Annotated in this window: 19 protein-coding genes and 1 CRISPR repeat array; of the genes, 4 read left to right on the forward strand and 15 right to left on the reverse strand. The window is 57.0% G+C overall.

Features of this window, described 5'->3' with window-relative positions; translation table 11 throughout:
- Position 1: 1 nt before the first annotated feature.
- The 4 genes from NXS98_RS05900 to NXS98_RS05915 are packed head-to-tail and all read left to right on the forward strand — an operon-like array spanning position 2 to position 4444.
- Positions 2–202, forward strand: coding sequence for a DUF5989 family protein (locus tag NXS98_RS05900; RefSeq protein ID WP_283847547.1), 201 nt, complete (start codon positions 2–4; stop codon positions 200–202).
- Between the two features lie 51 nt (positions 203–253).
- Positions 254–1147, forward strand: a complete 894-nt coding sequence (locus NXS98_RS05905) for a diacylglycerol/lipid kinase family protein (protein WP_283847548.1) — start codon at positions 254–256, stop codon at positions 1145–1147.
- Positions 1148–1207: 60 nt separating this feature from the next.
- The gene (locus NXS98_RS05910; protein ID WP_283847549.1) at positions 1208–3436 is read left to right on the forward strand and encodes a DUF8726 domain-containing protein; all 2229 of its coding nucleotides are present in this window, start codon (positions 1208–1210) and stop codon (positions 3434–3436) included.
- Between the two features lie 57 nt (positions 3437–3493).
- The gene (locus NXS98_RS05915) at positions 3494–4444 is read left to right on the forward strand and encodes an ABC transporter ATP-binding protein (RefSeq protein ID WP_283847550.1); all 951 of its coding nucleotides are present in this window, start codon (positions 3494–3496) and stop codon (positions 4442–4444) included.
- 121 nt (positions 4445–4565) lie between these two features.
- Here the strand turns inward: NXS98_RS05915 and NXS98_RS05920 are convergent, their stop codons facing one another.
- The 15 genes from NXS98_RS05920 to NXS98_RS05990 all read right to left on the reverse strand — a co-directional run bounded on the left by NXS98_RS05920 (position 4566) and on the right by NXS98_RS05990 (position 26593).
- A complete protein-coding gene (locus tag NXS98_RS05920; RefSeq protein WP_283847551.1) occupies positions 4566–5354 on the reverse strand; it encodes an NIPSNAP family protein in 789 nt (262 codons plus the stop codon).
- A 214-nt stretch (positions 5355–5568) separates the two neighbouring features.
- Positions 5569–5838 carry an HP1242/YdcH family protein gene (locus NXS98_RS05925; protein ID WP_283847552.1) on the reverse strand — a complete coding sequence of 90 codons (270 nt, stop codon included), beginning with the start codon at positions 5836–5838 and terminating at the stop codon, positions 5569–5571.
- A 240-nt stretch (positions 5839–6078) separates the two neighbouring features.
- Positions 6079–7395 carry a basic secretory protein-like protein gene (locus tag NXS98_RS05930; RefSeq protein ID WP_283847553.1) on the reverse strand — a complete coding sequence of 439 codons (1317 nt, stop codon included), beginning with the start codon at positions 7393–7395 and terminating at the stop codon, positions 6079–6081.
- A gap of 121 nt (positions 7396–7516) precedes the next feature.
- Entirely contained in the window at positions 7517–7861 is a 345-nt protein-coding gene (gene cas2, locus NXS98_RS05935) for a CRISPR-associated endonuclease Cas2 (RefSeq protein WP_283847554.1), read from the reverse strand.
- Positions 7862–7887: 26 nt separating this feature from the next.
- On the reverse strand, positions 7888–8943 hold the full coding sequence (gene cas1, locus NXS98_RS05940) for a CRISPR-associated endonuclease Cas1 (RefSeq protein WP_283847555.1): 1056 nt from the start codon (positions 8941–8943) through the stop codon (positions 7888–7890).
- Between the two features lie 824 nt (positions 8944–9767).
- A CRISPR array of direct repeats spans positions 9768–12474; the repeat unit is 37 nt; unit sequence GTCGCCATTGCCTTTCGGCATTCACCGCATTCCCGAC.
- 327 nt (positions 12475–12801) lie between these two features.
- A complete protein-coding gene (locus tag NXS98_RS05945) occupies positions 12802–14028 on the reverse strand; it encodes a Card1-like endonuclease domain-containing protein (protein ID WP_283847556.1) in 1227 nt (408 codons plus the stop codon).
- A gap of 22 nt (positions 14029–14050) precedes the next feature.
- Positions 14051–15331, reverse strand: coding sequence for a TIGR02710 family CRISPR-associated CARF protein (locus tag NXS98_RS05950; protein WP_283847557.1), 1281 nt, complete (start codon positions 15329–15331; stop codon positions 14051–14053).
- 16 nt (positions 15332–15347) lie between these two features.
- Complete coding sequence (gene cmr1 / locus NXS98_RS05955) at positions 15348–16145, reverse strand: type III-B CRISPR module RAMP protein Cmr1 (RefSeq protein WP_283847558.1); 798 nt, start codon at positions 16143–16145, stop codon at positions 15348–15350.
- A gap of 2 nt (positions 16146–16147) precedes the next feature.
- A complete protein-coding gene (gene cmr6 / locus NXS98_RS05960) occupies positions 16148–17509 on the reverse strand; it encodes a type III-B CRISPR module RAMP protein Cmr6 (protein ID WP_283847559.1) in 1362 nt (453 codons plus the stop codon).
- Complete coding sequence (locus tag NXS98_RS05965; protein ID WP_283847560.1) at positions 17451–17849, reverse strand: type III-B CRISPR module-associated protein Cmr5; 399 nt, start codon at positions 17847–17849, stop codon at positions 17451–17453. The genes cmr6 and NXS98_RS05965 overlap by 59 nt, the downstream gene beginning before the upstream one ends.
- A gap of 15 nt (positions 17850–17864) precedes the next feature.
- On the reverse strand, positions 17865–18785 hold the full coding sequence (gene cmr4, locus NXS98_RS05970) for a type III-B CRISPR module RAMP protein Cmr4 (RefSeq protein WP_283847561.1): 921 nt from the start codon (positions 18783–18785) through the stop codon (positions 17865–17867).
- Positions 18786–18816: 31 nt separating this feature from the next.
- Positions 18817–20277 (reverse strand): type III-B CRISPR module-associated Cmr3 family protein, encoded by a 1461-nt coding sequence (locus NXS98_RS05975; RefSeq protein WP_283847562.1) that lies wholly within the window; start codon positions 20275–20277, stop codon positions 18817–18819.
- Positions 20278–20280: 3 nt separating this feature from the next.
- On the reverse strand, positions 20281–23193 hold the full coding sequence (cas10, locus tag NXS98_RS05980; protein WP_283847563.1) for a type III-B CRISPR-associated protein Cas10/Cmr2: 2913 nt from the start codon (positions 23191–23193) through the stop codon (positions 20281–20283).
- 524 nt (positions 23194–23717) lie between these two features.
- Entirely contained in the window at positions 23718–24761 is a 1044-nt protein-coding gene (locus NXS98_RS05985; RefSeq protein ID WP_343214139.1) for a sigma-70 family RNA polymerase sigma factor, read from the reverse strand.
- Between the two features lie 329 nt (positions 24762–25090).
- On the reverse strand, positions 25091–26593 hold the full coding sequence (locus NXS98_RS05990; protein WP_283847564.1) for a hypothetical protein: 1503 nt from the start codon (positions 26591–26593) through the stop codon (positions 25091–25093).
- Positions 26594–26866 lie beyond the last annotated feature (273 nt).

Here is a 26866-nt window from a genome sequence, read left to right on the forward strand (position 1 = left end):
CATGAACAAGGAGAAGCGCACGGAATTCGAAGCCGCAGGCGAAGAAAAAGAACTCAGCCTCCTGGGCGAGTTTCTGCTCATGCTGCGTGAGAACAAAAAGTATTGGATGATTCCCCTGCTCATTCTCCTGCTCGGCTTTGGCCTTTTATTGGTGCTAGGCTCCAGCCCTGCCATTGCGCCGTTCATTTATACCTTGTTCTAGCCCGGCCTGGCAGGAGCTTTTCCGGGCGGAGTTCAAGGCATACTGTTCCCCATGCACGCCTGCATCATTTTCAATCCGCGCGCCCGGGGAGGGAGTTCGCCACGCATGCAAGAGCGTTTGCGACGGCTGGCGGGCGGCATCCGTTTGATGCCCACCCCCGGCCCCGGCGGCGCGCGGGAGCTGGCGAAAGAAGCCGTGGCTGGCGGCTTTGACACGGTGATTGCCACCGGCGGAGACGGCACCTTGAACGAAATCGTCAATGGGCTGGCGGAAGTGCCGGGCGCCTTCCAGCAAGTCCGCCTGGGGGTCCTCCCCGTGGGCACGGCCAACGTTTTCGCGCGCGAGCTGGCGCTGCCCTTTCGTCTCGAAAAAGCGTGGGAAATCGTGCTGCAAGGCCGTGAAATCCAGGTGGACCTCGGCGTGGCGGAGTTTCAGGACGGCGGCGCACACCGGCAGCGTTTATTCCTCCAACTGGGAGGCGCAGGGTTGGATGCCCGCGCCATTGAATTGCTTAATCAACGTTTGAAAAAACGGCTGGGCCCTCTGGCCTATGTTTGGGCTGGCGTGCAGGCCATGCGGGAAAATCGCCCCCGTTTGCGCATCACGGCAGGTGAAAACTGCCGGGAGGTCGAGCTGGCCCTCCTGGGCAACGGCCGTCGTTATGGCGGACCTTTCCCCCTTTTCCCTTACGCCAGTCTCAAGGATGGCCGGTTGGATGCCACGTTGTTCCCCCAAACCAACTGGTCCACCCTGTGGCGTGTGGCACAAGACATGTGGGCGGAAAACTGGAACAGCCTGGGCGGCGCAGTGCACTGGCAGGCTGAAGTTTTTCACCTGGAACCGCTCCCGGATGCACGTGTGCCCTTTGAACTGGACGGTGAGCGCGTGGGGCTGCTGCCTGCTGTCTTTCGGGTCTTTCCCCAGCGCTTGCGCGTCATTTGCTGATGCCGCATAGAAACAAGATTGCACCCCTTCATCGGTTGTGTTTGACTGTTGCAGCAAGTCATGCCTGCAGGAGCCCTTTACACCGCTGAAGGCCGCGTGGGACATTGGTTTTCCCGGCGCATGGGGTGCTGCCTGACGGCGTTGCTGGCACTGCTCCTGCAAGCCACCTCCCTCCTGGGCGCTCCCAAACCAATCAAGCAATTTGATGTCTTCCTGGGTTACGACAACGTGGTCACTGTCGGCGCCTGGGCCCCTTTCACCTTCGAGATGCTCAATGAAGGCCCCACCTTCAAAGGCACCCTGGTCATCAAATCCGGAGGAGTCAAAAGCGGTACGCTCCGCAAGGTTCCCATTGAGCTGCCCACGGGCACCCGCAAACGCCTCTGCGTGCCCGTTTTCATGGATTCCTATTATGGAGGATCATGGGATGTTTTGCTCTATGATGAAAGCGGCGCTTTGCGTGAAGAACGGCGGGATATACGCCCGCGCATTCACCTTTCCAATGAAAACGCGCTGATGGGCGCTCTGCCCAAGACCGTGGGCGGCATGCCCTCCTTTGCCGAAGTCAATCGCTTGTTATCGCGTTACCAGCCCGTGACTGCCCGGCTTAGCCCCGAATTGTTTCCGGACCATCCCCTGGCTTTGGAGGGCCTCACCGCGTTTTACCTGCATGCGGAAAAAGCCGCGGAATTGCGGGAAGCCCAGGTGCGCGCCCTGTTGGCCTGGGTGCACCAGGGCGGCCATTTCATCGTAGGATTGCATGCGCCGTCCGATCTCCAAGGCGCTCCCTGGTTGCAGCGCCTGCTGCCCTTCGCCCCCAATGGCATGGAAAAGATGGATTATCTCAACAGTTTGGCTTCCTGGATTCGTGCTTCGCATCCCCGTCTCTTCTTGCCACCTGGCCATGACCAGGCCGTCCAACCTGGTTTCGAGGAAGTGCCCCTGCCAGACGCCACCCCCACCGTTTCCGGCGGCGTCGTCCTCGGCGAAGTCACAGAAGGCCGTGTCATGGCCGAGAGCAAGGGACGTCCCCTGATGATTACCGCCAAACGGGGTCGCGGATTGCTCACCGTGCTCACCTTCGCGCCGGAAACCGAACCCTTCCGTTCGTGGCCTCACCGCCGACACTTTTTCGCCAAACTTTTGGAAATCAATCCCCTCTTCTTCTACCAAGGGAAGATCGCAAACCCCGCCAGCGTTCAAATTTATCACAACGGTTTCATAGATGGAATCATGGGGCAGATTATTGACAGCCGGCAAATCCGCCAGCTCCCCCTGGGTTGGATGGTCGTCCTGCTCATGGGATACCTCGTGGTGATTGGTCCCGTGGATTATTTCCTCTTGCGCAGGCTCAAGCGGCCCATGCTCACCTGGATTACTTTCCCGGCTTATGTCGCGATGTTCTCGGCCTTGATTTATTGGGTGGGCTATAAATTGCGCGCCGGCGAAATGGAATGGAATGAGGTGCACGTCGCCGACGTGCACCCCCGGGAACAAGGCGGCGCCCAACTTCGCGCCTGGAACTTCATTGGGGCGTACGCACCCGCCAACGTCACTTATCAAGTGGCTTCCTCCGCTCCCGTAGCGTCATTGCGCGATGAATACCGTGTTCACTCGGAACCAGGAATCTGGTCGCAAAAACGCACCGAAGTTTCCCAGGAGGGCGATACCTTCAAAGGCGCCTTGTCCATCCCGGTCTGGACCAGCCAACGCTATGTCGAGGAATACTTGCAAGCCGTCCGCCAGACCCCCATCAGCGCGACCGTCATGGCTGACCAGGGCAACCTTAAAATGCAGATTCGCAACCATCTGTCTAAACCTTTGGCCTGCGTATGGGTCTTTAGCACGAATGGCGTGGATAAAGTGCTTAATATCAATCCCGGCCAAACCGTCATCCTGCCGCTCACCAATAAAATGACATGGGCCTTTTTCAGGACCAACCAACTCGACCATATACACCCCCAGTCTCACACCTCACATGACGATGGCGACAATTCCCCTGTGGTTAAAAACGCCGAAGAGTGGGTGCGTTTGACCGCCGCCGCCTCCTTTCCCATGAGAACGAAGTATTCGCACGGCACCACTGTGTTGCTGGCCCCCCCCCAATTCAATCTCAACCCCTGCCTCCAACGCGGGGATATTGTGGTGATGGCGGCGGTGGAAGACCACCTGCCCAAACCATCCCTGCTCAAATCATCCAAAACCATTAAGCGGGGCTTCGGTCATACCGTTTATCGCCTGGTCATCAAGCGACCGCTGGCCGACACCCCCGCTGCCACGCCCCCTTAATCAAAGACAGCAGCGCAACCTGATGATTATGACTGCGTATTGAAACTTGGATTGCCTATGGCACAAGCCCCTCCCCTTCCCGCCGTCCAGACCCTGCATCTGACACGCCAATTCGGCCCGCTGGTTGCCGTCAATGACCTGAACATGACCGTCCTGCGCGGCGATTTGTTCGGCTTCATCGGCTCCAACGGCGCCGGCAAAACCACCACTCTCCGCATTCTGGCCACTTTCCTGACCCCCACCAGCGGCACCGCCAAAATCCTGGGACGCGACATCGTCTCCGAAAGCGACTCCATCCGCCATCTCATCGGGTACATGCCTGACTTCTTCGGGGTGTACAAGGACATGGAAGTCACGGAATACCTCGACTTCTTTGCGGCCTGTTACCGCATTCCCGCCGGAAAACGCGAAAAAACCGTCAACGACGTCCTGGAGCTGGTGGGGCTGAGCGACAAGAAAGGCTCGCTGATTGGCGCCTTGAGCCGCGGCATGCAGCAACGCCTGGGGCTGGCCCGCGTGCTGATTCACGACCCGGAAGTGCTCCTGCTGGATGAGCCAGCCAGCGGGCTGGACCCCCGGGCGCGCATCGAAGTCATGGCCATCCTCCAGGAGCTGCAACGCCTGGGCAAAACCATCCTCATTTCCTCGCACATCCTGAGCGAACTGCAAAGCCTCTGCAATCGCGTGGCCATCATTGAAAAAGGCCGTTTGGTTTACTGCGGGGACATTGAAGGGGTTCGCAACCACCTGACCAGCAGCCGCGTGGTTTGGGTCAAGGTAACCAGCGACCCCGAACAAGCGCGTCAATTGTTGCTCCAACACCCGCAGGTTAAGGAAATCACCTTCGAGGAGCAGGAACTCAGGGTGCAACTCACCGACCACCAGACCGACCTCAGCTTTGTCGCAGAAGTGCTGGTCAAGGGCGGCGCCAAACTCGTCGGTTTGCGCGAGCAGGAAATCGGACTGGAAGAAGTCTTTATGCGCCTCACCACGGGAGAGACGCAATAGAGGACCCCCCCTCCGCAAAGTCCTTCACCGGCCCTGTGCTTGCACCAGGGGCCAGCACAGTCAGGTGAGTTCACGCCTCACCAGCAGGGGCTGGGTCGCCCCAGCGCGCCCCGCTACCGCCCTAGATTTGCGAATAAGGCGCTGGCTTGAGCACGATATTGGTAATGCCACACAAGATTTCCTTGTCGGCATATTCCGGCATCTTGCGCAGCTTTTGCCATTCGGGATGCGGCCCAAAACGCTTCCATGCCTCCGCCATGTCGGACGGTTTCTCAAATCCCAGCATGTAGGTCAAATTGGGCATCTTGGCCCCCGCGATGGCCTCCCCGAAGAACACCGGATTGAGGCCCACTTCGCGGAATATCTTGATTTCACCGGCATCGTTGAACATTTCGATTTTCTTCTGGCCGGTTTTCACGCTGGGGCTTTCATAGATGCGCAATTGAAACACCCGGTCAGGCCCCTTGGCGGGCGTCTCAATCTGCGGCATCCCCGCAAATGCCAGGAACAACCAGGTTTCCATTCGTTTGAAGGCGGGCGCGGAAGCCGGCGCATTCCAATAAGCAGCGCCCTTTTGCAAATGCTCCTGGTCTCGAAGCAGCTTCTGCGTCAGCCCAAAGACAGACTCCGCGCTGGTATGGCGCAGCAGCACATACGCCGAGGCCAGCTTCGGGTCAGGTTTTTCCGGAAAAAACACCCCCACCGGCTGCACGCCCGCCCGGTTGCAGGCCGGAATGAAGGCGTCCTTCATGTACCCGTCAAAAAGCTGGCGTTGCTCTTCCGTCTCCAGGATGAACATCCGCAGCTCGTAATAATCCCGTTTCTGTGGCGCTGCGGCCGCCCACGCCGTGGAAGAAGTTGCACCCAAAGCCGCCAATCCGGCTGTTGCGAGGAAATGTCGTCGTTGCATAATCCAGTGTGGTGTTAATGTGTAACTCTCTTCTAAACAGTTTCCCTCCCAAAGCAAGTGATTTATGAGCCAAAAGCTTCTCTATGGCTGCGCCCAACTCGCCAAGTGGGCCAAGCCACTCAAAAAGTTTTCCCCCAGCAAAGTTGACGAATACTCCCCTACCCCTGCCCTCAGGGGCCGGGTCCTCTGGCGGGTGAATTCGTGCCCAGAGCGCTCAGGCCGCCACGGCCACGCTGGTTGGCCGGTGACGGCTTGCCCAGCAGGCGTGATACAGGGCATCCTTGAGCTGCACCCGGCGCATCTTCAACTCCTCCAGCTCTTCCAAACTCGCCCTCTCCAGGTCTTCCTCAATGCGGCAGATATGGTCATCTATCCGGTGGTACTCTTCGTACATCTTCCGGAATTGACCACATTCGCTACGCAGTTTGAGGATGATTTCCCGCATTTCCGGGAAATCGGCCAGGAGAGGGTGATGGAGGTCCATAAGCCGGATACCTTGGGTTGGGGGTTTCACGCCCGGGCTGGGAGAGCAACCTCCCTGACACCGCAAAACCACAAATGCCGGGCCTTGCGCCTTTTACGGCTGGAGCCAAGCGGGCGTATGTTCTTGTGGCGGCTATAACGCCCTTAAGTTACGCCGCGCTCCCCCACCCGTCCAGCGAAAGTGACTAAAATTTTTTGGCAGATTTTTACCCAAAATTGGCAAATCTCCCCCCAAAACCCATTAGCCCCCCGCGCCAACCCCCAGCCGCATCTCCAAGTCCTTGCGCCACATGTCTCCCAGCTCTTCCACGCTGTGTCCCGTCAATTCCTTCCACGTCTGCTCGTTGTAACGGCCCTCCCGAATGAAGGCATTAAGTTTGGGTACAAAGTCCTTGCCATGCCGGCCGCTGACCCAGTTCAGGAAATTGGCGGTAATGCGATAGCTGCCATCGTACCGTGCCCGCGGCAAATTGCGCGCGGTGATTTCCGCCCCTTTGGTCTCCGGTTCAAAGATGAAGAAGCGCAGGTAATCGGTAATCCCCTCCGTCAACCACCCTGGCGCGCGCGTGGCGCCGGGCTGGCGCGGGGCGCGCCCATATTGCTGCACCACGTGCACCATTTCGTGAAACAATGCCCCCAGCGCCTCGCCTTTGAGATTTTGCCGGAACCAGCCGGAGGCGCACCGGATGCGCGTGCCACTAGTGGCGGCCACGCCTTGCATCGCCGGATCAAAAACCACCGTAAACCGCGCCGGCGCCTCGAAACCCTGCGAGGGCAGCATCTCCACCAGCCGCGGGTACCATGTCTGAATCATCGGCGCCACCTTCTCCTCCACCCACTCTTGAAACTCAGGCGAAGCCGAGGTATCCACCACCGCCCGATAACGCCCCCCCGCAATTACAATCTCCCGCAGCCCCCCCGTGGGCACCGGGCACGGTTCTGGCGGCGGCGCGTCCGCGTCCCAAACATCCACCTCACTGAAAAACGTGTTGCCAAAGGCATCGCGGTCTTCCGTCCGGAAAAAGTCAAACAACACATGCCGATAAGTGCCCAAATCCCCCTGCACGGCCGCAATCCGCACCGCATATTGCCCGCCCGGCTGGCCTTGCCGCGGCCGCGTATCCACCCGCGCCAGCCGGTGCCAGCCCGCCTGGGTGGGGTCAGTGCCGCGGGCCGGCCTGGCCTGAAAGCCCGCCGAAGCCCCATCGCTGACATAAACATCATACACCTGCGGGCCGCGCCAATCCGGATGCCAGGAATAGGTATGCAGGGCCTTCATCCGCACCGCCCGCGTCAAATCCAAGTACACCCGCCCCCCATCGGTGCCCTGGGCAAAAAAGAAGTTGGCCGCCGGCACATCTTCATCCGACGGCAGCCGCCCGTCATTCAGGCAGCTTAAGCCGCCGGAATTGGGGTCGGCGCGGCCGCTGACGATTTCCCAGCGTCCGTTGGCAGCCGCATCATTCCGCGCCGGCGGAGGCACCTGAGCGAAACGAAACTGCCGCGAGGCCGCCTCCCCGGGCAGGTGCTCCACCTCAATGCGGGTTTGCGCATTCACAGTCATTGACGCCGCCAGACAAAGGGCCGCGCAACCCACGTTAAAATAATGCTTGTGCATAGTATCCAAGACTCATGCCGCCCCGCTTTGGTTACGTGCGGAAAGGGCCAGCACCCCCGACTCACACCAGATAACAAACGCTTCTTTCGGAGCATCGCATGGTGCCCGCCGTTAGCGTATCTTTTGCGCAGCGCGCGTCAATTTTATACGCCACCAGCCGGTCCTCCTCTTCATTAATCTCCTCCAACAGCCGCAGCCAGAAGTCGTTGAACTCATCCTCGTCCAAATGACACTCAAACACACTGTACTGCACCCGCACGCCGTAGTCCTCGCACACGCGGGCCACCCGGGCCAGGCGCTTGGCATCGGCTATATCGTAGGCCACCACGGTTAGCATCTCGCCCTCCCCCGGCGGACTGGCCTCGTAGGGCACCTGCGGAAACGCCTCATACCACCAGCCTTCCATAAGCCAGCCCGCCTTTTCTGGAGTTTTCAATTCATGATGAACGGCTCGAATCTATCTGGCTGCTCCAGTGCCGCCTTGTACATGACCGCCTGCTGCTCCAACTGCTGCCGCAACGTGGTGCGGTGCCCCACGCACTCGCTCATAAACTGCCGCTCCATGCGCCGCTCATATTGCAGCAGGTACTTCCGGCGGCCCTCCGCATTCAGATAAATCCCTCCGTTCTTCGGTTCAAAATGCTCCTTCCCCAACATCTGATGCGTGAATAAATCCAGCGTCAGCGCCTCCACCAAGGCCGGTCGAAACGGCTCGATTAAATCCAGCGCCAGCGACCATCGCCCATCCTCCGTATGATGCAGCAACCCCAGCGAGGGATCCAAACCATGCCCATGCAAAAAAGCCACCATCTCATGGTAGATCATCGTGGCCCCAAAACTGATGCACGCATTCACCGCATTATGCGGCGGGCGGGTCGAGCGCCGCTCAAACGGAAACTCCGGCGGCAGCAACCGCCCCCACATCTGCCAATATCGCGCCGTGCTCACCCCCTCGTAACCCCGCAGCTCGTCCAGCGTGCCCGCCTTCTTGATATCCTCAAACAAACCATGCAGCCACTCCAGCATCTCCACAAAATCCTCGACCTGCCCCTTGTCGGGCAACGGCACCCCTTCCCCCTCCCGCCCGGAGCGGGAAGCCGCAATGCGCTGCAAAACCCGCCGCTGATTGTACAACTTGGCCGTCACAACCTTCCGGGCCATCTGCAGCGCAAACTCCGGCTCCAACGTGCGTTGATACTGCCGCAACCGCGCCATCCCATGCGCTTGGGTGGGAGGCAGGAAGCCGCCCAGAAATTGCCCATTCCACCCCAGATAACCCACCGGCACCGCCCGGCGCAACAACTCCGCCATCGCCTCCGACGTGATTTGCACCGATTCCTCCAACAACACCCGGTCCAAATCGCGGATGGGAATCTCACGGATGACCTCCTCGTGGCCGTTGCCGTTGCCGTTGCGGGCCACAATTTCCAGACGTTCACGGGCCAGGCGCACCCGGCCCTGCGGCGTGGTAATGTAGGCTGTGGGCATAAGCTTTCTCTTTCGTTTATTCCCCACTCCAACCAATCCCCACTCAAACCACGCCTTCAATATCACTGACTATTCATACGCCAGCAAATTTTCAGACGTCCTGGGACATCTGCGCCCCCTTGAGGAACTTTGCTGGTTCTAGCGTTCAGTCGTTCCCCTCCTGCGGAGGGAAGTTACAAGTTTGAAGTGTCAAGTTTCAAGATGTCCCCCTCCGCTGCCATGAACAAAGGGGGCGGCCTCTTCACTTCCAACTTGAAACTTGAAACTTCAAACGCCCCTTTACGCCTGACGGCGTGCGGGGGATTTTTCAGTTTGCAGTGTTCAGTGTTCAGTCCTTCCGGTTGCCTTAAGCGAGGGCGAAGGGGCTGCCGCTTCCAACTTGAAACTTGAAACTTGAAACTTCTCCACGGCTCCCCTTCTCCCAGCGCCGCCGACTACCAATCCCTACTGAACACTGCCAACTGAACACTGAACACTTCTCCGCCTTTCGGCATTCACTGCCCCTCCTGCGGAGGGAGTTACAAGTTTCAAGGGTCAAGTTTCAAGGAGCCGCCCTGCACGCCTGGCGGCGTGCGGGGGATTTTTCAGTTTGCAGTGTTCAGTGTTCAGTCCTTCCGGTTGCCTTAAGCGAGGGCGAAGGGGCTGCCGCTTCCAACTTGAAACTTGAAACTTGAAACTTCTCCACGGCTCCCCTTCTCCCAGCGCCGCCGACTACCAATCCCTACTGAACACTGCCAACTGAACACTGAACACTTCTCCGCCTTTCGGCATTCACCGCGTTCCCGACCGCAGTTAAGCTCTTGTTGCAGCCTTACGTCAGCTGGGTCTCCATTGCCTTTCGGCATTCACCGCATTCCCGACGCACTGCCCTGCCTCCAGGCTGGAGCTACCGAAACTTGTCGCCATTGCCTTTCGGCATTCACCGCATTCCCGACGGCTTCGGCGGTCAAGAAGCCAAAACTTTCGAGAGGCAATGTCGCCATTGCCTTTCGGCATTCACCGCATTCCCGACAACGCAACATAAAATTAGATTTTCGACGTCCAAACAATAGGTCGCCATTGCCTTTCGGCATTCACCGCATTCCCGACGCGGTTTGCCGGGACGGGCTCGAACAATGGAGGCTGAGGGTCGCCATTGCCTTTCGGCATTCACCGCATTCCCGACTCTCCCCGTTTCGGTGGACGGCTCGCCAGCACGCCCCTAAGTCGCCATTGCCTTTCGGCATTCACCGCATTCCCGACTAGACTTTTTGCGGCTTTCGGTCGTCTAATAAAAAAAGGCTGGTCGCCATTGCCTTTCGGCATTCACCGCATTCCCGACGCCACGGCAAGGCCGGGGCCAGCAAAGCCAGTGCCGGTCTGTCGCCATTGCCTTTCGGCATTCACCGCATTCCCGACGAGCCATTTACGATGCCGAAATAGAGTCCAGGCTCAAAAAGTCGCCATTGCCTTTCGGCATTCACCGCATTCCCGACAATAACAACAAAAATGAAAAAGCATGAAAGGGTCAACGCCCGTCGCCATTGCCTTTCGGCATTCACCGCATTCCCGACAAATCGGTACGAGCTATGGGTAGCTTGAATGAGCAGATGCTGTCGCCATTGCCTTTCGGCATTCACCGCATTCCCGACGTCCCCTTAACCGCAAACTGGCGGATAAGCCTGTTGCGGTCGCCATTGCCTTTCGGCATTCACCGCATTCCCGACTCTAAACCAGAAAAAGAAAGGACTATATGGGAAGTTTAAAGTCGCCATTGCCTTTCGGCATTCACCGCATTCCCGACCCCCGTCAGGAAAACTGACCACAAGCGAAGTGAATAGCGGTCGCCATTGCCTTTCGGCATTCACCGCATTCCCGACCTCAGCACGGCGGAAGATTCTACTGAAGATTCCGCGTGTCGCCATTGCCTTTCGGCATTCACCGCATTCCCGACGGCTGTCGGAGGCGGCGGGCGTCGAGGTGAAAATCCATGGGTCGCCATTGCCTTTCGGCATTCACCGCATTCCCGACGTATGAAAAAGCACGAACGGGTCAAGGCCCTTCTACAGCAGTCGCCATTGCCTTTCGGCATTCACCGCATTCCCGACAGTTGACCCGCTCAGAAGTACTCAGCGCCATGGAGGCGCTGTCGCCATTGCCTTTCGGCATTCACCGCATTCCCGACAAGAACCGTCATATTTTCGAGATGCCGGAAAGCGCGTTTTGAGTCGCCATTGCCTTTCGGCATTCACCGCATTCCCGACTCAAGGCCCTTCTACAGTACGTAGAGGGGCTTACGGCGGAAGTCGCCATTGCCTTTCGGCATTCACCGCATTCCCGACTGGCCCGAACCTGAAGTCGTCCCGAAGCGGACGCGGTCGCCATTGCCTTTCGGCATTCACCGCATTCCCGACCCGCGCCAGAGAAAGGAAAGGGCAAGAAATAGTCTCCCTTGTCGCCATTGCCTTTCGGCATTCACCGCGTTCCCGACGTGGATTATCACCGGGTCTGACGCCGCGCCGCGGTTGTCTCCATTGCCTTTCGGCATTCACCGCGTTCCCGACTTTCTTTGCCGAAAAAGGCCCCAAAACCACGCATTGCGTCGCCATTGCCTTTCGGCATTCACCGCATTCCCGACAGAGAGGCCTTGAGGGAAAAGACGGTGAGGCCGTCCGGTGGTCGCCATTGCCTTTCGGCATTCACCGCATTCCCGACTCTGGTACATCACCGGGACGGAATCCGCTCCCCGCTTGTCGCCATTGCCTTTCGGCATTCACCGCATTCCCGACCCCTGCGGTCTGCAGGGATGGCCTGGAGCAATGGAGACTGTCGCCATTGCCTTTCGGCATTCACCGCATTCCCGACGCGTCTGTCGGCGGCCGCAGGGGTCGCGGTCAAAATCCAGGGTCGCCATTGCCTTTCGGCATTCACCGCATTCCCGACCTGATGGCGGAGATGCCGCCGTCAGGTGGCATCGTTAAGTCGCCATTGCCTTTCGGCATTCACCGCGTTCCCGACGCCAAAGAAGGGCAAATAACCGTCGCCATTGCCCCTCTCAGTCGCCATTGCCTTTCGGCATTCACCGCATTCCCGACTGCGGTGCCTGTGGGTCGTCCTCAACAAGGCCTACAGCACGGTCGCCATTGCCTTTCGGCATTCACCGCATTCCCGACAGCTCTGGCGCGCATAGTTGCCGGGATGCCGCCGGTGTCGCCATTGCCTTTCGGCATTCACCGCATTCCCGACGGCGGAGCCCTCTACTGAGGACTCCAGCTTGGAAGAATGGGTCGCCATTGCCTTTCGGCATTCACCGCATTCCCGACATTGAAGGCATCCCTGTGGTCTGCAGGGATGGCCTAGAAGTCGCCATTGCCTTTCGGCATTCACCGCATTCCCGACGAAAGCATGAAAGAGTCCAAGCCCTTCTACAGTTTGTGGAGTCGCCATTGCCTTTCGGCATTCACCGCATTCCCGACGCCGCCAATTGGCGGATTAGTTTGCTTCGGTTTGCTTGCGTCGCCATTGCCTTTCGGCATTCACCGCATTCCCGACAGCGCCTTTGTAACCCATTGTGGCGCAAGGGCGCAAGTGTTTTCCAGGTCACGAGGCCATTTTTGTGTTGGCACGCTGTTTGCTTCTTTAACGATACAGATTTTCTCAAGTTTGAGCATCTTATTCTCCATCAATGGTTTATGACTTAGGTCACGAGCCCCCCCTTTTTGGGGGTTTTTGGCTCCCGACCTGGAAATTTTTTTTTGCAAGTGCCCCGATACTCAGCGGGAGAGGTGTGGTGTCGGGGAATGCAGCCGTTGGGGCGAGGTTCGGCATGAGGTGCTTCATGGTATGGTGGGAATCAATGGGCATGACATGGAAAAAGATTCAGGCGTTCCAAGCGAAGGGGTCTGAGTGCTGTAAATCTTCTGGGTAAATGAGGTGGATGTTGAGTTCGGCGGCACGCTTGTGAAGATTCTCGCGGGCTTTGCCCGAGGGGGCAAGGAAGATGCAGAGAAAGCATTGGTTGAAGGTGCCGCCGAGGCGTTGGGCGCGGGCTTTGATTTGTTCGAGCTGCGACAGGAGTTTGGCGTTCTGGCTTGAGCGCTTGCAGGAAACGTACACGACGCGCACGCCGTCGAGGGCGAGGACGTCTTCCTCCAATTCGGGGCCGCCGCGTTCGCCAATCTGGGCCGACCAGCGGATGTCGCGGAAGCGGCCAGCGCCGTGGAGACGCCCAGCGATGAGCACTTCCCACCAACTGCCGGAAAGGAAGTTGAGGGCCAGCTGGAGGGGTGCGACGGCGCGAAAAAATCGTGTGCGGAAGTCAGGCAGGGGATTCTGGCCGTCGAGTTTGGCGAGTTCTTCCAAGTCGGCTCGCGTGGAGTCGGGCAAGCGCAGGATATTGGGAGCGCCGCCAGCCCGGTAGCAGCCGGTTTGCACGGCAAGCTGGGCTACGGCGGGGGGCACAGGAAGGTCGCGGTTCAGGACGGCGAGCCACTCGGCGGGGCGGCTGGGTGTCGGCAGGTTTTGCATGGCGTCATGGCAGGCCTTCTCCTGCTCAGGATGCTCGAAGAGGTGTTGAGCCAGCGGATGCCAAGTCTGCCAGTTTTGGCCGTTGGTAATGCGGCCGCAGCCGTTGGCGGCGGCGACAGCATGGAGGGTGAGAGAGCGCAGAATGGGGGTGAAGCTCAGGTCACCGCCAAAATGGGCCGCCAGGCCCTCGGCCGACTGGCCATCCACGAACTGGGCATCCTGAGTGTCCACGTAAAAGGAAGGGGTTTTGTGCTTCAAGGCGGCCACATAGGCGCCGATGGACATGAGCTTGGTGCCACCGGTGAAGTTGAGCAGGGCCTCCTCGCCACTCTGGCCGGCGCGTTCGATGGCGTCGAGGGTGGCCTGCATGGTCTCCCTCATGCCGGGCATGGGGGAAAGGGTGAGGGTTTCCAATGCCACGGGATGATTAGACCGGCGGGCGGCTTCGGCAATCCACGCGGAGCGGCTCTGGGTTTTGGGGGTGGCAAGGTGGATGAGGCGGTGAGGTTTGAGTCGCAGCACCGGCAGCAGGTTCTGCATGGTCTGCTCGCTGACCAGTTGGATGAGAGTGAGAGGCATGACCAGGGTTGGGTGGCGAGGCTTAAGGCGCCTCTAACCAAGCTGGCTCCAACGGCGGAATGGGGTTGGCTTGTTTCTCAAGGTCGAAGCCAAGAAAGTCAGCGGCAATTTGTTTCATTTCCTTGAAGCCATCTTCACCGATGGGCTGGTTGCCGTGGGCAAGGATGCTGGCGTTGCGCTTTTCGGTGGCTGTCCGCCAGCGGCTGTTTTTTCGTCCGCTTTGCATATCGGTAACAATGTCCTGGGCGCGACGGTGGCCCAGCCGGGCCAGGGCTTGAAAGGTTTGTTCAAGGCTGAGTCTAATTTCCTGCGAGTCCGGCCTGAGACAAGGCTCGAAATCCGCCAATTGAGATGGCAACATTCGCCGGTCTTTCAGCCTGCCATTGATGAAGGCTTCATGGGTGGCCTCGGCGAGCCAGATTTGACCCTGCATCTCCATGGCGCGATAGAGGCGGGCGGCGGCATCTTCAAAACGACCCTGCCTGGCTGTACGCAGAGCATTGTCCAATAATTCCCTTAACAAGGTGTTATTGGCTGATTCTAATTGGCACTGCTTGCACAGTTCATGGGTTTGTTCAATAAAATCCTGAAGGCCATAATCCCTGCGGCCATCGAAAAGAAGGGGGATTTGGCCACGCAGTTTCCTCAGGTTGGATTCAGCTTTCCCAAAGTTGAGGTGATGGCGGTGGGCCATGGCCTCGGCAAGCAGCGCAATGGCTTCAAATTGAAGTTTGTGGGGCACGAGTGGCGCGGTATTTTGCAGGAGGCGGGCTACGGTCTCAAACTGGCAGGAGTTCCAGAGGTCCTTGGCGCGTTCAATTTCGCGGATGGCCAGACTGCTCCAAGGGTTGGTCAGGTAAAGGGTGTACTCCCGGCCGTCCACGACAATGCCCAGACCGGCCTTTTCCCGCTGCTCACCGCCCACGTAGCTGAATTGCTGGAAGATTTCGACCGCTGCTAGCACCAGGGCGGCACTCATGGTTTTGGTGCCGCCGGTGTAGTCCACCAGCACTTCGTTGGGCGCCACTTTGGTTTCTTTCAGGATTTCTGGGATTTTGCGGCGCAATTCGCAATAACAAGGCCCAAGCTCCTCATAGCGCTCAACTTCTATGAAACGCGGCGTGGGGTGCCAGTCAAGCTGAGCTTGGATTTCCTCGGCCCGTGCCCGGCTGCCCGCGGAGCAAAAATACCAGACGTGTTTGGGTCGGTATTTGTGGAGGATGTGTAGAATGGGTTTGGGTGTGCCGCCCACGGAGGCCAGAATCGCACTGATGGGCGGCACAGAAGGCGTACCAGTGTTCATGCTATTCATGGGGCTGCTACTCTTCCAATTTTTCCCACGTTTCTGGCTTAGAGCGGTGGCCTTGCAATAAATGCTTTGCCTGTTGGATGATGGCGTCATTTTGCGCGGTAATTAACAAGCGCAAGTTTCCCTCTAGTCGGACGATTTTGAATTTGATGGGTGAAGCCTGACGGGGGTGTGCGGAGCCAAAAACTTGAGGATGGTTCCTTACGGTATCCGTAGCGGCCGCTCTTAATTTTTCGGCGGTATTACCTGCTTGGGGGTCCGCAAGGTAAACAGGCCACTGACAGCCCAAATCATTTAAACGTTGTCTTAATGCGGCCGGGGTATCGGGCACATTGTCACCACACGGCCATAAGCTGCCCCCACCTCGGTTGGCGCGAAGCCCAAGAGAGCCGAGAAGCAGCCACACCTCAAGAGCATTAGAGGCTTTTTGAACCAGATTGTCAGGTAATTCATCGAAGCGGGTAAATACCTCCAAGTGGAACTTGCCGCCGCCAGCAAAAGCTGCTCGGTAACTAGCCTGTCCGCCTTGTTTATGGGGTAGCGTTGGAGGTTTAGGATTGGCAACTTGGACTTGCAGGTTGCTTACCCTGAAAACCAGGTTAGAAGCCATGACTTCATTTCTGTATTGTGTCCCAAACCGCTTCAGGCCCCCAAAGACCTGTTTCTCCTCATCAGCACTACCGCCCAAGGCGCGGAACCACCAGCGCACCATGCCGCGGATGGAAGGAACACGGATTTCAGGACTATCCTGATATGCGCCCCGACAGAAAGTTGGGGTTAATAACTCGATGTCACGTTGCCAGTACATACTCATGTCAGTTGGAGGTTTAAACGTTTGAGAATGGATTTTCCCGCCTCGGCATGGCGTCCGCTGGTGAAAGACTGCCAATAAGGATTTTTTCTCCTGAGCCTTCTTCTTTCTTGCTCCGGAATAACTGCTTCAAATGCTCTTTTTAGGCCATCGTCGTCCAATTGGTTCATTGCCGGCAGGGCAGCAGGAAAATTATCCTTGGTATTAAGTTTGCCGCGCCATTGGTCAATGAAGGCGTCAGCGGGAGTAGCCTTATTCATCCCCGCAGCAGGTTGGGCTTGGGTCGGCGCTGTGCGCCCCACTTGGAACCACCCATAGCCGGCAGCAGTTTTGGCGCCGGCTCCATTTTTGGTCAGCGCATTTTCGATCCATTTCCGAGCGTGGCCTAGAATTTCTTCCTCGGAAAGGGGAAGACCATTAAACCAGCGTGTCAGCACCACGGCAAAGCCAAAACTACATCCAGATTCAACGGCCGGGAAATAATTAGGGCGCGGCTCCTCATTATCGGATGCATTTGGGTGCCTACCCTTGTAGTAATTAGGATAATGTGAATTGACCAGGTCCACCACCAACTTGGGTTTTGTAGTGGGATAGGCCGGCAAAAAACACGCCAATCCTTTGAATTCGTTGGTACCCCGTGTCAAAGTGACAGTATTCCCCAAATCGGCTCCTGCTGCCCAGCCAAAGGCCCCATTCCGGGATAGGTCAGGCTTGGCATATCCGAACAAGAGCAAGGCGGCATCAAGTAATTTCTTTTTCTCTTGTCCGCTGGCTCGTTTAATTTCCCACAGGGCCTGATTGCGAGCGATACCTTTGACCGCACTACCCGGAAGGAAAGGCAAACCGAAACAACGATCCAGGCAAATACCAGCGTTTTCCACCACACCACCGGCCATGTTGATCATGAGACGGGATTGAAGGGTGGCCTCGAAGGTAACTAACCGTTCGGGATAACTTTTTCGCAGATCATCCATGAATTTCTGGGCATTCTCATTCCATGCTTGAACTAAATCCGTGTCGAACTTGCCAACTTTGGCCATACTCTCTGCAATTCTGGCATATGTTCTTTTTTTTTCCGCTACTTCCGGCTGGACATTCGGTCCATTAGCTTCTGATCGTAACCGCTGGGCATCCTCACTCAATAAAGCAGAACCCCTTGTTACAATGCGCAGAACATTCCATCGGCCAGCGTTGTCAATTTTCCTGGGCTCACCCCATACCTTGGGCAGGGCATATTTTTCATACAGCAGAGCACGGTTGTCCACTTGTTCAGCCCAAGGCCCAATTAGTTCACGGACATCTTTACTCATCGGTATCATGGTCGCCTCCATTATTCTGGGATTTTTCAAAGCGGCGCGCATAACTAAGCCAGGCCAAGGCCTCCTCGGTGGCCAGTTTAAGGGTGTTGCTGTCGGCTGAATTGGAGAGATAATCCATTAGCTTTTCCAAGTCGCTTTTGTCTTCAGGGACGATTGCAATCTCCTTATGAGCCAAATGTTTGGCAATGTTATTAAAACAGGACTTCCACCCGCTATTTTCGTTTTGCGCATAACCAAAGGCACCAGCAGCCAGAATACCATTGTTCATGATTAAGGCCGGAAGCTTTTTAAGGACATTGCCGCCCTCTTGACCCCGTGTGTTTTCGCCGGACCGAGCATAATCCAGAGCGTTGGCTGCACGAATTTGTTCAAGGTTTTTCATAAGTCCTCCGAGTTGTTACGCGAGTTTGACAGAACAAAAACCCAAACCGGTAGTGCTGTCGCCGCCGAACTGAAGGATGGGGTTGTTGTTGATCAGGGCTTCCAGCAGTTTCCATTCCTCATTGCACCGCATTAAGGGAGTCAAAGGCGCAAAGAAAAGCGTCTCTGCCGGCACGGCCTCCAAGTTGAACAGAGCGCCTGGTCTGGCGGTTCCCGTATCAGGCTTGATCGCCACATGCTGACTAACCTCGCAGGCATTGCGTACAAAATGGGCAAAATCACCGTTACTGAGCAGGACCAAGCGGCCTTTGGCCACTTTCCACACGGCATCCTCTAAAAGGTCAAGGAGATAATCTTCACAATTTTGGGGAAAGTCGCCTTTTACATTGAATTTGTACTCCTCCAATACCACGCCTTTGGCGTTGTTACGTTCCAAGGTTACCGCTTTTCCAGCCAGACAGGTCATGTCATCCGGTTCACTGGGTACTTTAAAAGATTGCTCGCCAGAATTGGGTACTGCAGAAGATTGTTCGCCAGAGTTGTTGATCGCCCGGCGCAGCCGTTCCAAGGCCAATGGGCAGGTAATGAAGGCAAAGGAGCCTTTGGCTGAGCGCACTGGAAAAGCAAGTATCTTTGCCTCCCCAATGGCAATTGCGCCTGCCGCGTCTTGTTTGCCAAAGACCCTATCGGCATCCTGTTGTTCTTTTCGGCTCATGGCGTCGCGCAAAACGCCTTTGATACTGCTTCCAGGAATTACAGGGAAGCCGGTGTGGCGTTCGCGGATGATGGGTTGGTCAATGGCGCCGACGCTGGCGCCCGCGCCTACATGCAAGGGGGTGCGAGTGAAGAGGTAGAGGATTTTTGTTTGCATAGGTTTGACTGAAGGGTTCGGGTTAGGGTTGTTTGTTTCTGGTTGGTTCTGTTGCGTGTCGCTCATGCAAGTAATTTATGGGGTTAAAGGTTACGAGTCATGGTTGCGGACGTTCGCTGACATTCGGGAAAAAGGTCCACGTGCCGCAGACGCCCAGGCCGAAACCTTGCTCGCCCAGGAGGGTGCTGCGGCGGTTTTGGATGCGGGTAAAGTCACCACGGCCGTGCCAATTGAGAGCGGCGGCGAGTTTCTGGGCTTCTGCTTCTGAATCCGCCTCAAAGTAATAGACCGCCCCCGCCGGCACAGCAAGGTGGGTGCTCTTGGCGCCACCCTGCGTGCGGTCGGCCTCATTGGGCAAAGCCCAGCCGGTGACGACGATGGGTTTAGGAATGAGGGCCGCGACAAGGCGGGCAGTCTTTGCCGGGTTGGAAGAATACCCCTTGCCTTCACTGTTAAGGCGGCGCCGTTGGCGGCGGGTGTCGGGGTCAACATACTCAAGCAAGACCTCGCCAGTTTCAGGGCAAACCCAGTTTGGCAGCCACCCGCCTGGATGGTACTGGCGCTCCGTGCCTCGTTTGGAGGTGCCCGCCGGAATTTCCGGCCAAATGGCAGGGGTAAGGAGGACCCATTTTACCAAGGATTTGTTGTTGGCTTTATTCAATTGAAAGCCGCTGCTCATCCCTTGGGGCAAAGGCAGGTGGCTGTTAACGTCGCTGCGTACGGCGGTGCAGACGCGCTGCTGGCCGCCGACGAGGATTTGCGTGGGCTTGCCGTTGAGCAATTGGTAAATGAGGTCCACAGGGGCCGTGCCGTTGGCACCCTTGTCCAGTGCTTCGGCGATGACGCCCAACCTAAATTTCTCCCGAAGGCGGAGGTAATGGGCGGTGTATATTTTGCCTTCCACGTCACCGTGACCGGTGGTTTGGGTTTCCGGGTCAATGGCAATGCCGATGTAAGATTCCACATCGGCAAGGCATGAATCCTCGAGGAATTCTCGTTTCTCCACCTGGCCATTGCCCTTGAGATAGGCATCGAAGGCCTTCTTGCTCCACCAAGCTTCAGCCTTAAATTCTTTGGTGGGGGGAACAGCACTGGCCACCGCGTATTTCAAGGGACCGGGCAGGCTGCTGTTGAGCCTGGGATCAAGGTCTGGCGCGCCTGCCAGGCTGGCAACGGGAAAATGAGTGATTGAGGTGGAGTGGCTTTGCTGGGCATCAGCAGGTCGCGGGAAGTACCACGCATTTTGACCCGTAGTGTTCTGGACCGGGAAAGGACCGGCGGTCTTAAGACAGCCAAAGTAGCGGTCACGGTCGGTCTCATAATGGCCACTGCGTCCCCGGCGGTGTGCATGCGCTGCTTGGGCCAGACCTGCGCGGTGCAAGGCCGCGTGAAAGGCATGGTTAATGACGTTGGGCAGCGGCCAGGCCAGCGAATGGCCGGCTAGCGAGCCTTCCATGGGGCGGCCGTCGCGAAAGAACAAAACATCACTGGGTTGAAGAGTTACGAGGTGCATATGGGATTTGCCTGTCGGCGATTGGGGTTGAGTTGGGTTGGACATAGATTAGTCCTCCGAAATGCGATGAGTGAAAGCCACGGTCTGGCAAAGGCCAATGAGCGCAGCCACTTTGAGCTGGGCTGTACGGACGGGATCGTTTGATGAATCACTGATGGCTGCCAAGTAGGTGGCCACAGCGTCTTGAACCTGCTTCACTTGGGATGCGTCGGGCTTTTTGCCCTTTTGACGTTCGGCCGCCGTGCCAATCTCTTTTTGAAGCACATCATCTACCACGGTATGAAAATTCTCATACGGCCTGGTTTCCCCAAGGCGCTTTTGACAAGGTGCTGGGTTTTCGACTTCAGCCTGGTAGTTAGCCACCAGCTCGATAATCCGATGCGGGAACTTGGCGCTGACGGCCTGGCTGTGGAGGGCCTCCACCATTGCCTCGAACGCCTCCAGACCGCCGCTCTTCCATTGGCATCCCCATTCGATGATTTCGCCGGAATGTTTCATGAGAGTCACGGCCACGGCGCCGCGTCCAAGCTGGCGTTTGGCGCGTTTTTCAGCCGCTTGCGCAGCACGTACCACGTCCTGCAACGGCGCCTTGAAATGGGCAATCGCAATGCCCACGGAGCAATCGGCGGCGGGGCCAGGCACTAATACAGGAATGGGTTTATGGTTATCGTCTAGCTTGCCCTCCTCCAAGCGAGCAATGACCCCAGCATGGGGAGCATCCAAGAGTCCCTCCTTTTCAGCCAATTGCTGATAGCTAAAATCTTGGTTTGCCGCCCCGCCCTTCCTGAGTTTCGCAGCATTTCTCTGCAGCTCGTCTTTCAGACCGGTATCTCCTCGAAACGCCATGCGCAGACAGCGGGCGCACGCCAAGGCGGAGTCGGCAGGCAACAGGGCCACCACATCATCACCGCCAGCGTAGATGAGCCGGCCATCAAAGACCTCGACGATGGGGCGGGCGCATTGCAGGGCGAAGTTGGATAACGTCTCGCTGAATTGTAAATGGTAACTGGCCGACAGGGGGCGCTGGGTTTGCAGAAAGCCACCGAAGCGAGGTTGTTCAAAGTAACCCTTGACTCCTTGACGTACCGTGCCGTTGGCATCGTAATAATCGGCTAATTGAGTGGCAAAGTTGGGCGTTTTCTGCCCACTCACCCATTTACCGATTTCATCGCCGTCCAGCGCGAGCACCGCGAAGTATTTTTCTGAAGCAGGAGTGTTTTCAGGATCTTCCTCGTCCCCGTCGGAGAAGGGCTCGTGCGCAGCAATACCGCGGGTGCTTGGCATCTTGAAATTTTCACCATCAGTGCGAAGTCTCCATTTATCCCTCAAATAAGCCAAATGCCATACGCGTTTGATCAAGGTCACAGCCCCCATCCAATCGTTGTGCTTAAATAAAATACTCCACGGCCTGCCTTTGTTTATCGCCCGATTAAACCACGTTTCGCCCCCTGCCACGGCTTCGTCCTTGCCGTTCAAGGAGTCCTTGTTGTTAAAAACGCCCACCTGCCACTGGCCGGGGTTGGCAGCTTTGAATGCCCGGGTTTGGCGGACTGCATCCAATTGCCAGCCGTTTAGTGCGAGTATGATGGACCAACCCAGCCCGACGTTGTTAAGTTTGGTTTTAGGCCCCTGGTCACCTCCTTCATAAAAACGCCCATCCCGATGGGCATGGTCCATGTCCTGGGTAGCCATTTTAATGATGGCTTGAACCCTTTTCTTGGCCTCAGCAACGGGCATTTCGGAGTTAAAACCACCCGCTAATTTCAATGCATCATTCAAAGTGGCCGGCCAGGGGTTGACCTGCCAGGAAATGGACAGGAATTGCTCTACTTGCCGGTCAAATCGCTCCTTGCGCTGGGATTTGGTGAAACTTCCCTCATCATCCATCAAACCAACCCTGTCGCATGCTTCCCACACCGCCGCGGCAATTCGTTTCCATTCATCCCGGATTGCCTTCAAAACTGCCTCGGCATAGTCACGCGCCCGTTTTGCAGGCACGACCGCAAGGAAAACGTTGGGAAGGTTGGGCGTTAATAAATCCTTGTCGTCATGCTTAAGTCTCTCCCAGACCGTTTGAATTCCCTCGCCTATGCTTACCTTGCTCCACAATTCATCACGCCACATCAAGTCGAACAAGGGTTGCCCCTGCAGATTGGGATAAATGACGGCATCTGGTCCCACCAATTCAGAAAGCCGCTTCAAGCCCGCCGCCATGAGCCATGACAGCAGGTAGCTGCCACTCCACAAGTCCCGGGTGCTCCGTGCCTGGGCGATGAATTCCTGCACACCACCGATTTGAACTTTCAAAAAAGCCGGATGCCATTGGAGCTGATCATCCTCAATTTGCTGGACACATCCCGCCAAGGCCGAGACCACCTGCATGTGTGTCCAAATGGAGTGATCCGGAATGCGTGTATCGGCCGGCAGCAAGCCCAGCCGGTAATCTTTTTCCACCGCATGTTTGCGCCATAGCCGCCAATGCGCAAAAAACCGCGCGCGCCAGCGCTCGGCATCATTTGCCAGGCCATTCAACGACTCTTGGCTCAAGATGGGTTGGACGGACTGTGAGCCTTCGATTCCCAGCTCGGCCGAGGGAAATTCTTTTGCAAAAGGAAGCTTTAAGGGCTGTTGAGGATTGCCGGAACCGAGGGGATGAATAAAGGCATTGCGAATGCCATCAAAGGCGCAAGATATATTCGCAGCGGAAGAGTTGGGGAAAGGAATGCGATCAATGGCTGCACCAGTATGATCGGCATGCTTAAAGTATTCGCCTATTTCTTGGTCCACAAATCCAGCCGCGCGAAACGCCTCGTCGGAGCGCTCTCCATGTGTCCTTATGTCCAAGGCCTTGCTTGGCGGGTCGTGGAGGTAGGCGGCGAGTTTGCGTTTCCAGAATTCGGCGTCTGGTAGCTGGGGGATGTTTTCAGCGTGCGGTGGCTGTGGGGGGTTGGTGTTGTTCATAATCAAAATTGTCTAATTTCAGTTTTCACTACGGTTAACAAGGTGGTGGAAAAACGCGAAAAAAGGAATTGCCCGAATGTCCGCGGACATCTTCAAGAGATGTGCCTGTGCCGGCCCCTGCATTATGGTGTTGGGGAGTGTTAAATCGAAAATCTCACCGGCATGCAATAAAAATCCTCTTCTCCCCGTCCCATACCGCGGGGCAGCACCCGGCAATGCCACGGACTGAAGCAGCATCATGCCCCCACGATACCCAGGCAGGAGGGACATCGGCCGTCACCCCAAAATATTTTTGAGCACCTTGGACCCTCTTTCATCCGGCTGTCTCTGGGGGCAGGTTGCCGACCCAAAAGAACAGGCGACGCATAACAAAATCTGCGAAAGAAGGCCCGGGAATGCGAACTCCCCCTAGGACGGCATCCCAGCGCATTCCTGCCTGCCCGGGTCGGCCTTGCCGTGCGGATTCAATTTTCGCGCAAACGCGCCGCCGGCCGATGGCGGATGTCCGCAAAGACCCGGAAATTTCAGGCGTTTTCCAATTTTTCAATCATGCGGCGCAGTTTGCGCAGGGCGATGTTTTGAATCTGGCGGATGCGTTCGCGGGTGACATGGAATTTCTCGCCCACCTCTTCCAGGGTGCGCTCCGGGCCGCCGTCCAGCCCGAAGCGATAGCTTAAGATTTCCGCCTCGCGTTTATCCAGGCTCTTCATCAGCTCGCGCAGCATATCCCGCACGGTTTCGTCCTCCAGGTGGTCATACGGGCTGCTGGCCTGTTCATCGGCAATCAACTCTGAATAGGTGTTGTTGTCATCGTCTCCGATGGGTGCATCGAGCGAGGCCGGGCGGATGCCTGCGGTGCGCATCAGGGCCACCCGGGACGGAGAAAGGCCCATTTCCTCGGCCAATTCCTCGTCCGTGGGTTCGCGCCCCAGTTCTTCCTGCAATTGCATGGCCACGCGCCGCATGCGGGCAATTTTATCCACCAGATGCACGGGCAGGCGGATGGTCTTGGCTTGATTGGCGAGCGCGCGTTTGATCGCCTGTTTGATCCACCAGGCCGCATAAGTGGAAAGTTTGCCGCCTTTGGAGGGATCAAACCGCTCCACGGCCTTCATGAGACCGATATTGCCCTCGCTAATCAAGTCCAGCAAAGGCAGGCCATAGTTTTCGTAGTCATGGGCAATTTTCACCACCAGGCGCAGGTTGGCCTTAATCATCTGCTCGCGGGCCTTTTTATCGCCCTTTTTAATTCGTGCCGCCAGCGCCACCTCCTCCTCCGGCGTCAAGAGGGGCACTTCACCAATTTCCTTGAGATACAACTTGATGGCGCTATCGCCGTCCCATGTTTCCGCTTCGCGCTCGTCCAGGACTACTTCGGGGTCCCGCGTAACCTGCGGCGGAGGTGGTGGGGGTGGAGTCGCCAATGCTGGACCCAGTGGTTTGTCCTTGGCAGTCCCCCTGACCTCCGTGGCACGGGCCTTCCTGACGGAAACAGTACGCCCGGCATTTTTCACCGCCGGTTTTTCCGACTTGGGGGTTTTGGCGTTGTTTTTTTTGGATTTCAGCATACGGCGTGCGCCTCCTTTCTAGCATATCTTGTGCCGGAACGTGATGCTTCAAGACCAAGAAGGCCATCCACGCCCCCACGGCGGGCGGCCGCCCATTTCCAACGGGTTTTTGGCCCTTGAACTTTTTCGGCATAAGTCATCATTCTGGATTATAGGGATTTTTTGCGAGTAGTGAGAAAAAAAGTGAGCTTTGCTGCAAATTTTTTTTCCATCATAGTTCGGGTGTGGATGAAAATGGCAAGTTACTCAAATTATGTGTCATATTGACACACAATGATGATTTAAGCAAAGGAAAACATAACCACATCAGCCCCAAAGTGGCACTCCGCTCAGCGTGCTGTCCCGCTTAGAATGCCTTGCTTGTACCGCGCCAATAGTTCACGGGCCTGTTTCTGACATTTGGGATGACTGCCTTGGCGGGCCATCTCCTCCAAAGCCTGGACTGCCTTGGCATCGCGGCCTTGTTCCAGCGCATATCTGGCCCACATCAAAATAAATCCGCAGTTATCCGGCTCCAGTTGGGCTGCGGTTTGCAGGTGCCGCAAGGCCAGAGAGGTGTTTTCGCCTTGCACGGATTCCAGAAATCCCAGGCGATTGTGGGCAACCGCACAATTGGGCTGAAGCGCAAGGCATTGTTTGAGGGGAACGCGGATGGCGCGTGCCTGCTCTTCCGGCAAACGGGGCAAAATCCCATTGGGTTGCAAAGCCATTTCGAGGCGAATCCGGCCCAGATGATAATGGACACTAAAATTGCGTGAACCAGCCTGCACAGCCCGCTCCAAGTGGGCAAGGGCCTCCTTGAGTTGACCCCGCTCAGCGGCCAGGAGCCCCCATCCCTCCGCCCCGTAAAGCCCGGCAGGTTGCAGGCGGGCGGCCAAATCAAACCACGCCTGAGCGTCCTCAGGGCGGTTCACGTGAATAAGCAGCCAGCCCAGTTGAAATGCCATTTCCGCAGGGGGAACGGGGCGGGTCCACACCGAGGTCATGGAGTTGGTGCGGCCGCGTACAGGCAGACGGATGGGTTCAAAATTGCCGCGTTCATAGTATTGTTTCAATTGAGCTTCCAACTGGGCGAGAGAGACCTTGAAAACGTTGGTCATGGCCGGAAGAGGAGGTTGTCCGGCACGGAGGGCTTCAGTGAACTGGCGGAAACGTGCCCGGTGCGAGGGATTATCCCCGAGCGCCAGAAAATGGGCCAGCAGCCAGGATTGCGCGTAAAAAATGCCCTGATGCTCCATTTGATTGTACTGGGGGGATTCGTGATTCACTGCCAACAAATCGCGCAAAGGCATAAAGGACTGCCGGGCAAGGATGCGCAGACGCCTGGCCGGAGGCTTGCCGATGATGACCTCCTTGTCTGAAACCTCGAAGGTCGAATAAACATCGGCCATGCCTTCTTCCAGCCACAAAGGCCAAAAAAGGGAATTGCGTCGGAGCAGCAGGTGAGTGTACTCGTGAAAAATGGTCTGGAGGCTGTCCCCGTGAAAATTGCCTGCATCCAAGGCCATCCAATTGGCCTCCATCGCCCGCGTAAAATAACCACTCACCGCTTTGGGTTTGCCCTCGTACAAAGGTTTGAAAGGGGTGAATTCCCGGTCATTACGAAAGACGTAGAGAAAAATCGGGGAAGCAGCCACCGCTTCGGCGCCCGCCAGAGCACCATAATGATGGCGGAAAAGCTCAATGCGCCCCACCACCGCCATTAATTCCTGAGTGGAAACGTTGGAAAAAGCGCGTAAAAAGGGCGTGCGCAATTCCATCCATCCCTGCGGCGGAGCTGGCGCCGCAAGCGAAGCTATTCGGCCAAGGACCACCAGCAAGCCAGCCAGCATGGCCAAAAGGGATGAGGGGCGACACGGCGCGCCCCAGCCCTTCCCGGTTTGGGCAAGGATTCTCTTCGCCCCGACTGGCTGACTTAACATCACAGTTCAGGGTATCATCAGAGCCAGTACCGGGCAAGAAAAGGGCATGGCGGCAAGCCAGCGGTGGCGCTTGGAAGAAGCACCAGCCTGGCTGGCAGATATTGCAGTTCAGGCGATGGTAAAGGAGGGATTAGAACAAAAAACCATTAAGATTTGGCAATCCACGTTTAGCCGAGAGGCGGG

Origin of the sequence: Fontisphaera persica, from assembly GCF_024832785.1 — a bacterium.
Taxonomy (GTDB): Bacteria; Verrucomicrobiota; Verrucomicrobiia; order Limisphaerales; family Fontisphaeraceae; genus Fontisphaera; species Fontisphaera persica.

Excerpts from the sequence above, each read along its gene's own strand:
- NXS98_RS05900 (WP_283847547.1), top strand. The coding sequence starts at position 2 with ATGAACAAGGAGAAGCGCACGGAATTCGAAGCCGCAGGCGAAGAAAAA.
- NXS98_RS05905 (WP_283847548.1), top strand. The coding sequence starts at position 254 with ATGCACGCCTGCATCATTTTCAATCCGCGCGCCCGGGGAGGGAGTTCG.
- NXS98_RS05910 (WP_283847549.1), top strand. The coding sequence starts at position 1,208 with ATGCCTGCAGGAGCCCTTTACACCGCTGAAGGCCGCGTGGGACATTGG.
- NXS98_RS05915 (WP_283847550.1), top strand. The coding sequence starts at position 3,494 with ATGGCACAAGCCCCTCCCCTTCCCGCCGTCCAGACCCTGCATCTGACA.
- NXS98_RS05920 (WP_283847551.1), bottom strand. The coding sequence starts at position 5,354 with ATGCAACGACGACATTTCCTCGCAACAGCCGGATTGGCGGCTTTGGGT.
- NXS98_RS05925 (WP_283847552.1), bottom strand. The coding sequence starts at position 5,838 with ATGGACCTCCATCACCCTCTCCTGGCCGATTTCCCGGAAATGCGGGAA.
- cas2 (WP_283847554.1), bottom strand. The coding sequence starts at position 7,861 with ATGGAAGGCTGGTGGTATGAGGCGTTTCCGCAGGTGCCCTACGAGGCC.
- cas1 (WP_283847555.1), bottom strand. The coding sequence starts at position 8,943 with ATGCCCACAGCCTACATTACCACGCCGCAGGGCCGGGTGCGCCTGGCC.
- NXS98_RS05945 (WP_283847556.1), bottom strand. The coding sequence starts at position 14,028 with ATGCCTCTCACTCTCATCCAACTGGTCAGCGAGCAGACCATGCAGAAC.
- NXS98_RS05950 (WP_283847557.1), bottom strand. The coding sequence starts at position 15,331 with ATGAACACTGGTACGCCTTCTGTGCCGCCCATCAGTGCGATTCTGGCC.
- cmr1 (WP_283847558.1), bottom strand. The coding sequence starts at position 16,145 with ATGTACTGGCAACGTGACATCGAGTTATTAACCCCAACTTTCTGTCGG.
- cmr6 (WP_283847559.1), bottom strand. The coding sequence starts at position 17,509 with ATGCGCGCCGCTTTGAAAAATCCCAGAATAATGGAGGCGACCATGATA.
- NXS98_RS05965 (WP_283847560.1), bottom strand. The coding sequence starts at position 17,849 with ATGAAAAACCTTGAACAAATTCGTGCAGCCAACGCTCTGGATTATGCT.
- cmr4 (WP_283847561.1), bottom strand. The coding sequence starts at position 18,785 with ATGAGCGACACGCAACAGAACCAACCAGAAACAAACAACCCTAACCCG.
- NXS98_RS05975 (WP_283847562.1), bottom strand. The coding sequence starts at position 20,277 with ATGTCCAACCCAACTCAACCCCAATCGCCGACAGGCAAATCCCATATG.
- cas10 (WP_283847563.1), bottom strand. The coding sequence starts at position 23,193 with ATGAACAACACCAACCCCCCACAGCCACCGCACGCTGAAAACATCCCC.
- NXS98_RS05985 (WP_343214139.1), bottom strand. The coding sequence starts at position 24,761 with ATGCTGAAATCCAAAAAAAACAACGCCAAAACCCCCAAGTCGGAAAAA.
- NXS98_RS05990 (WP_283847564.1), bottom strand. The coding sequence starts at position 26,593 with ATGCTGGCTGGCTTGCTGGTGGTCCTTGGCCGAATAGCTTCGCTTGCG.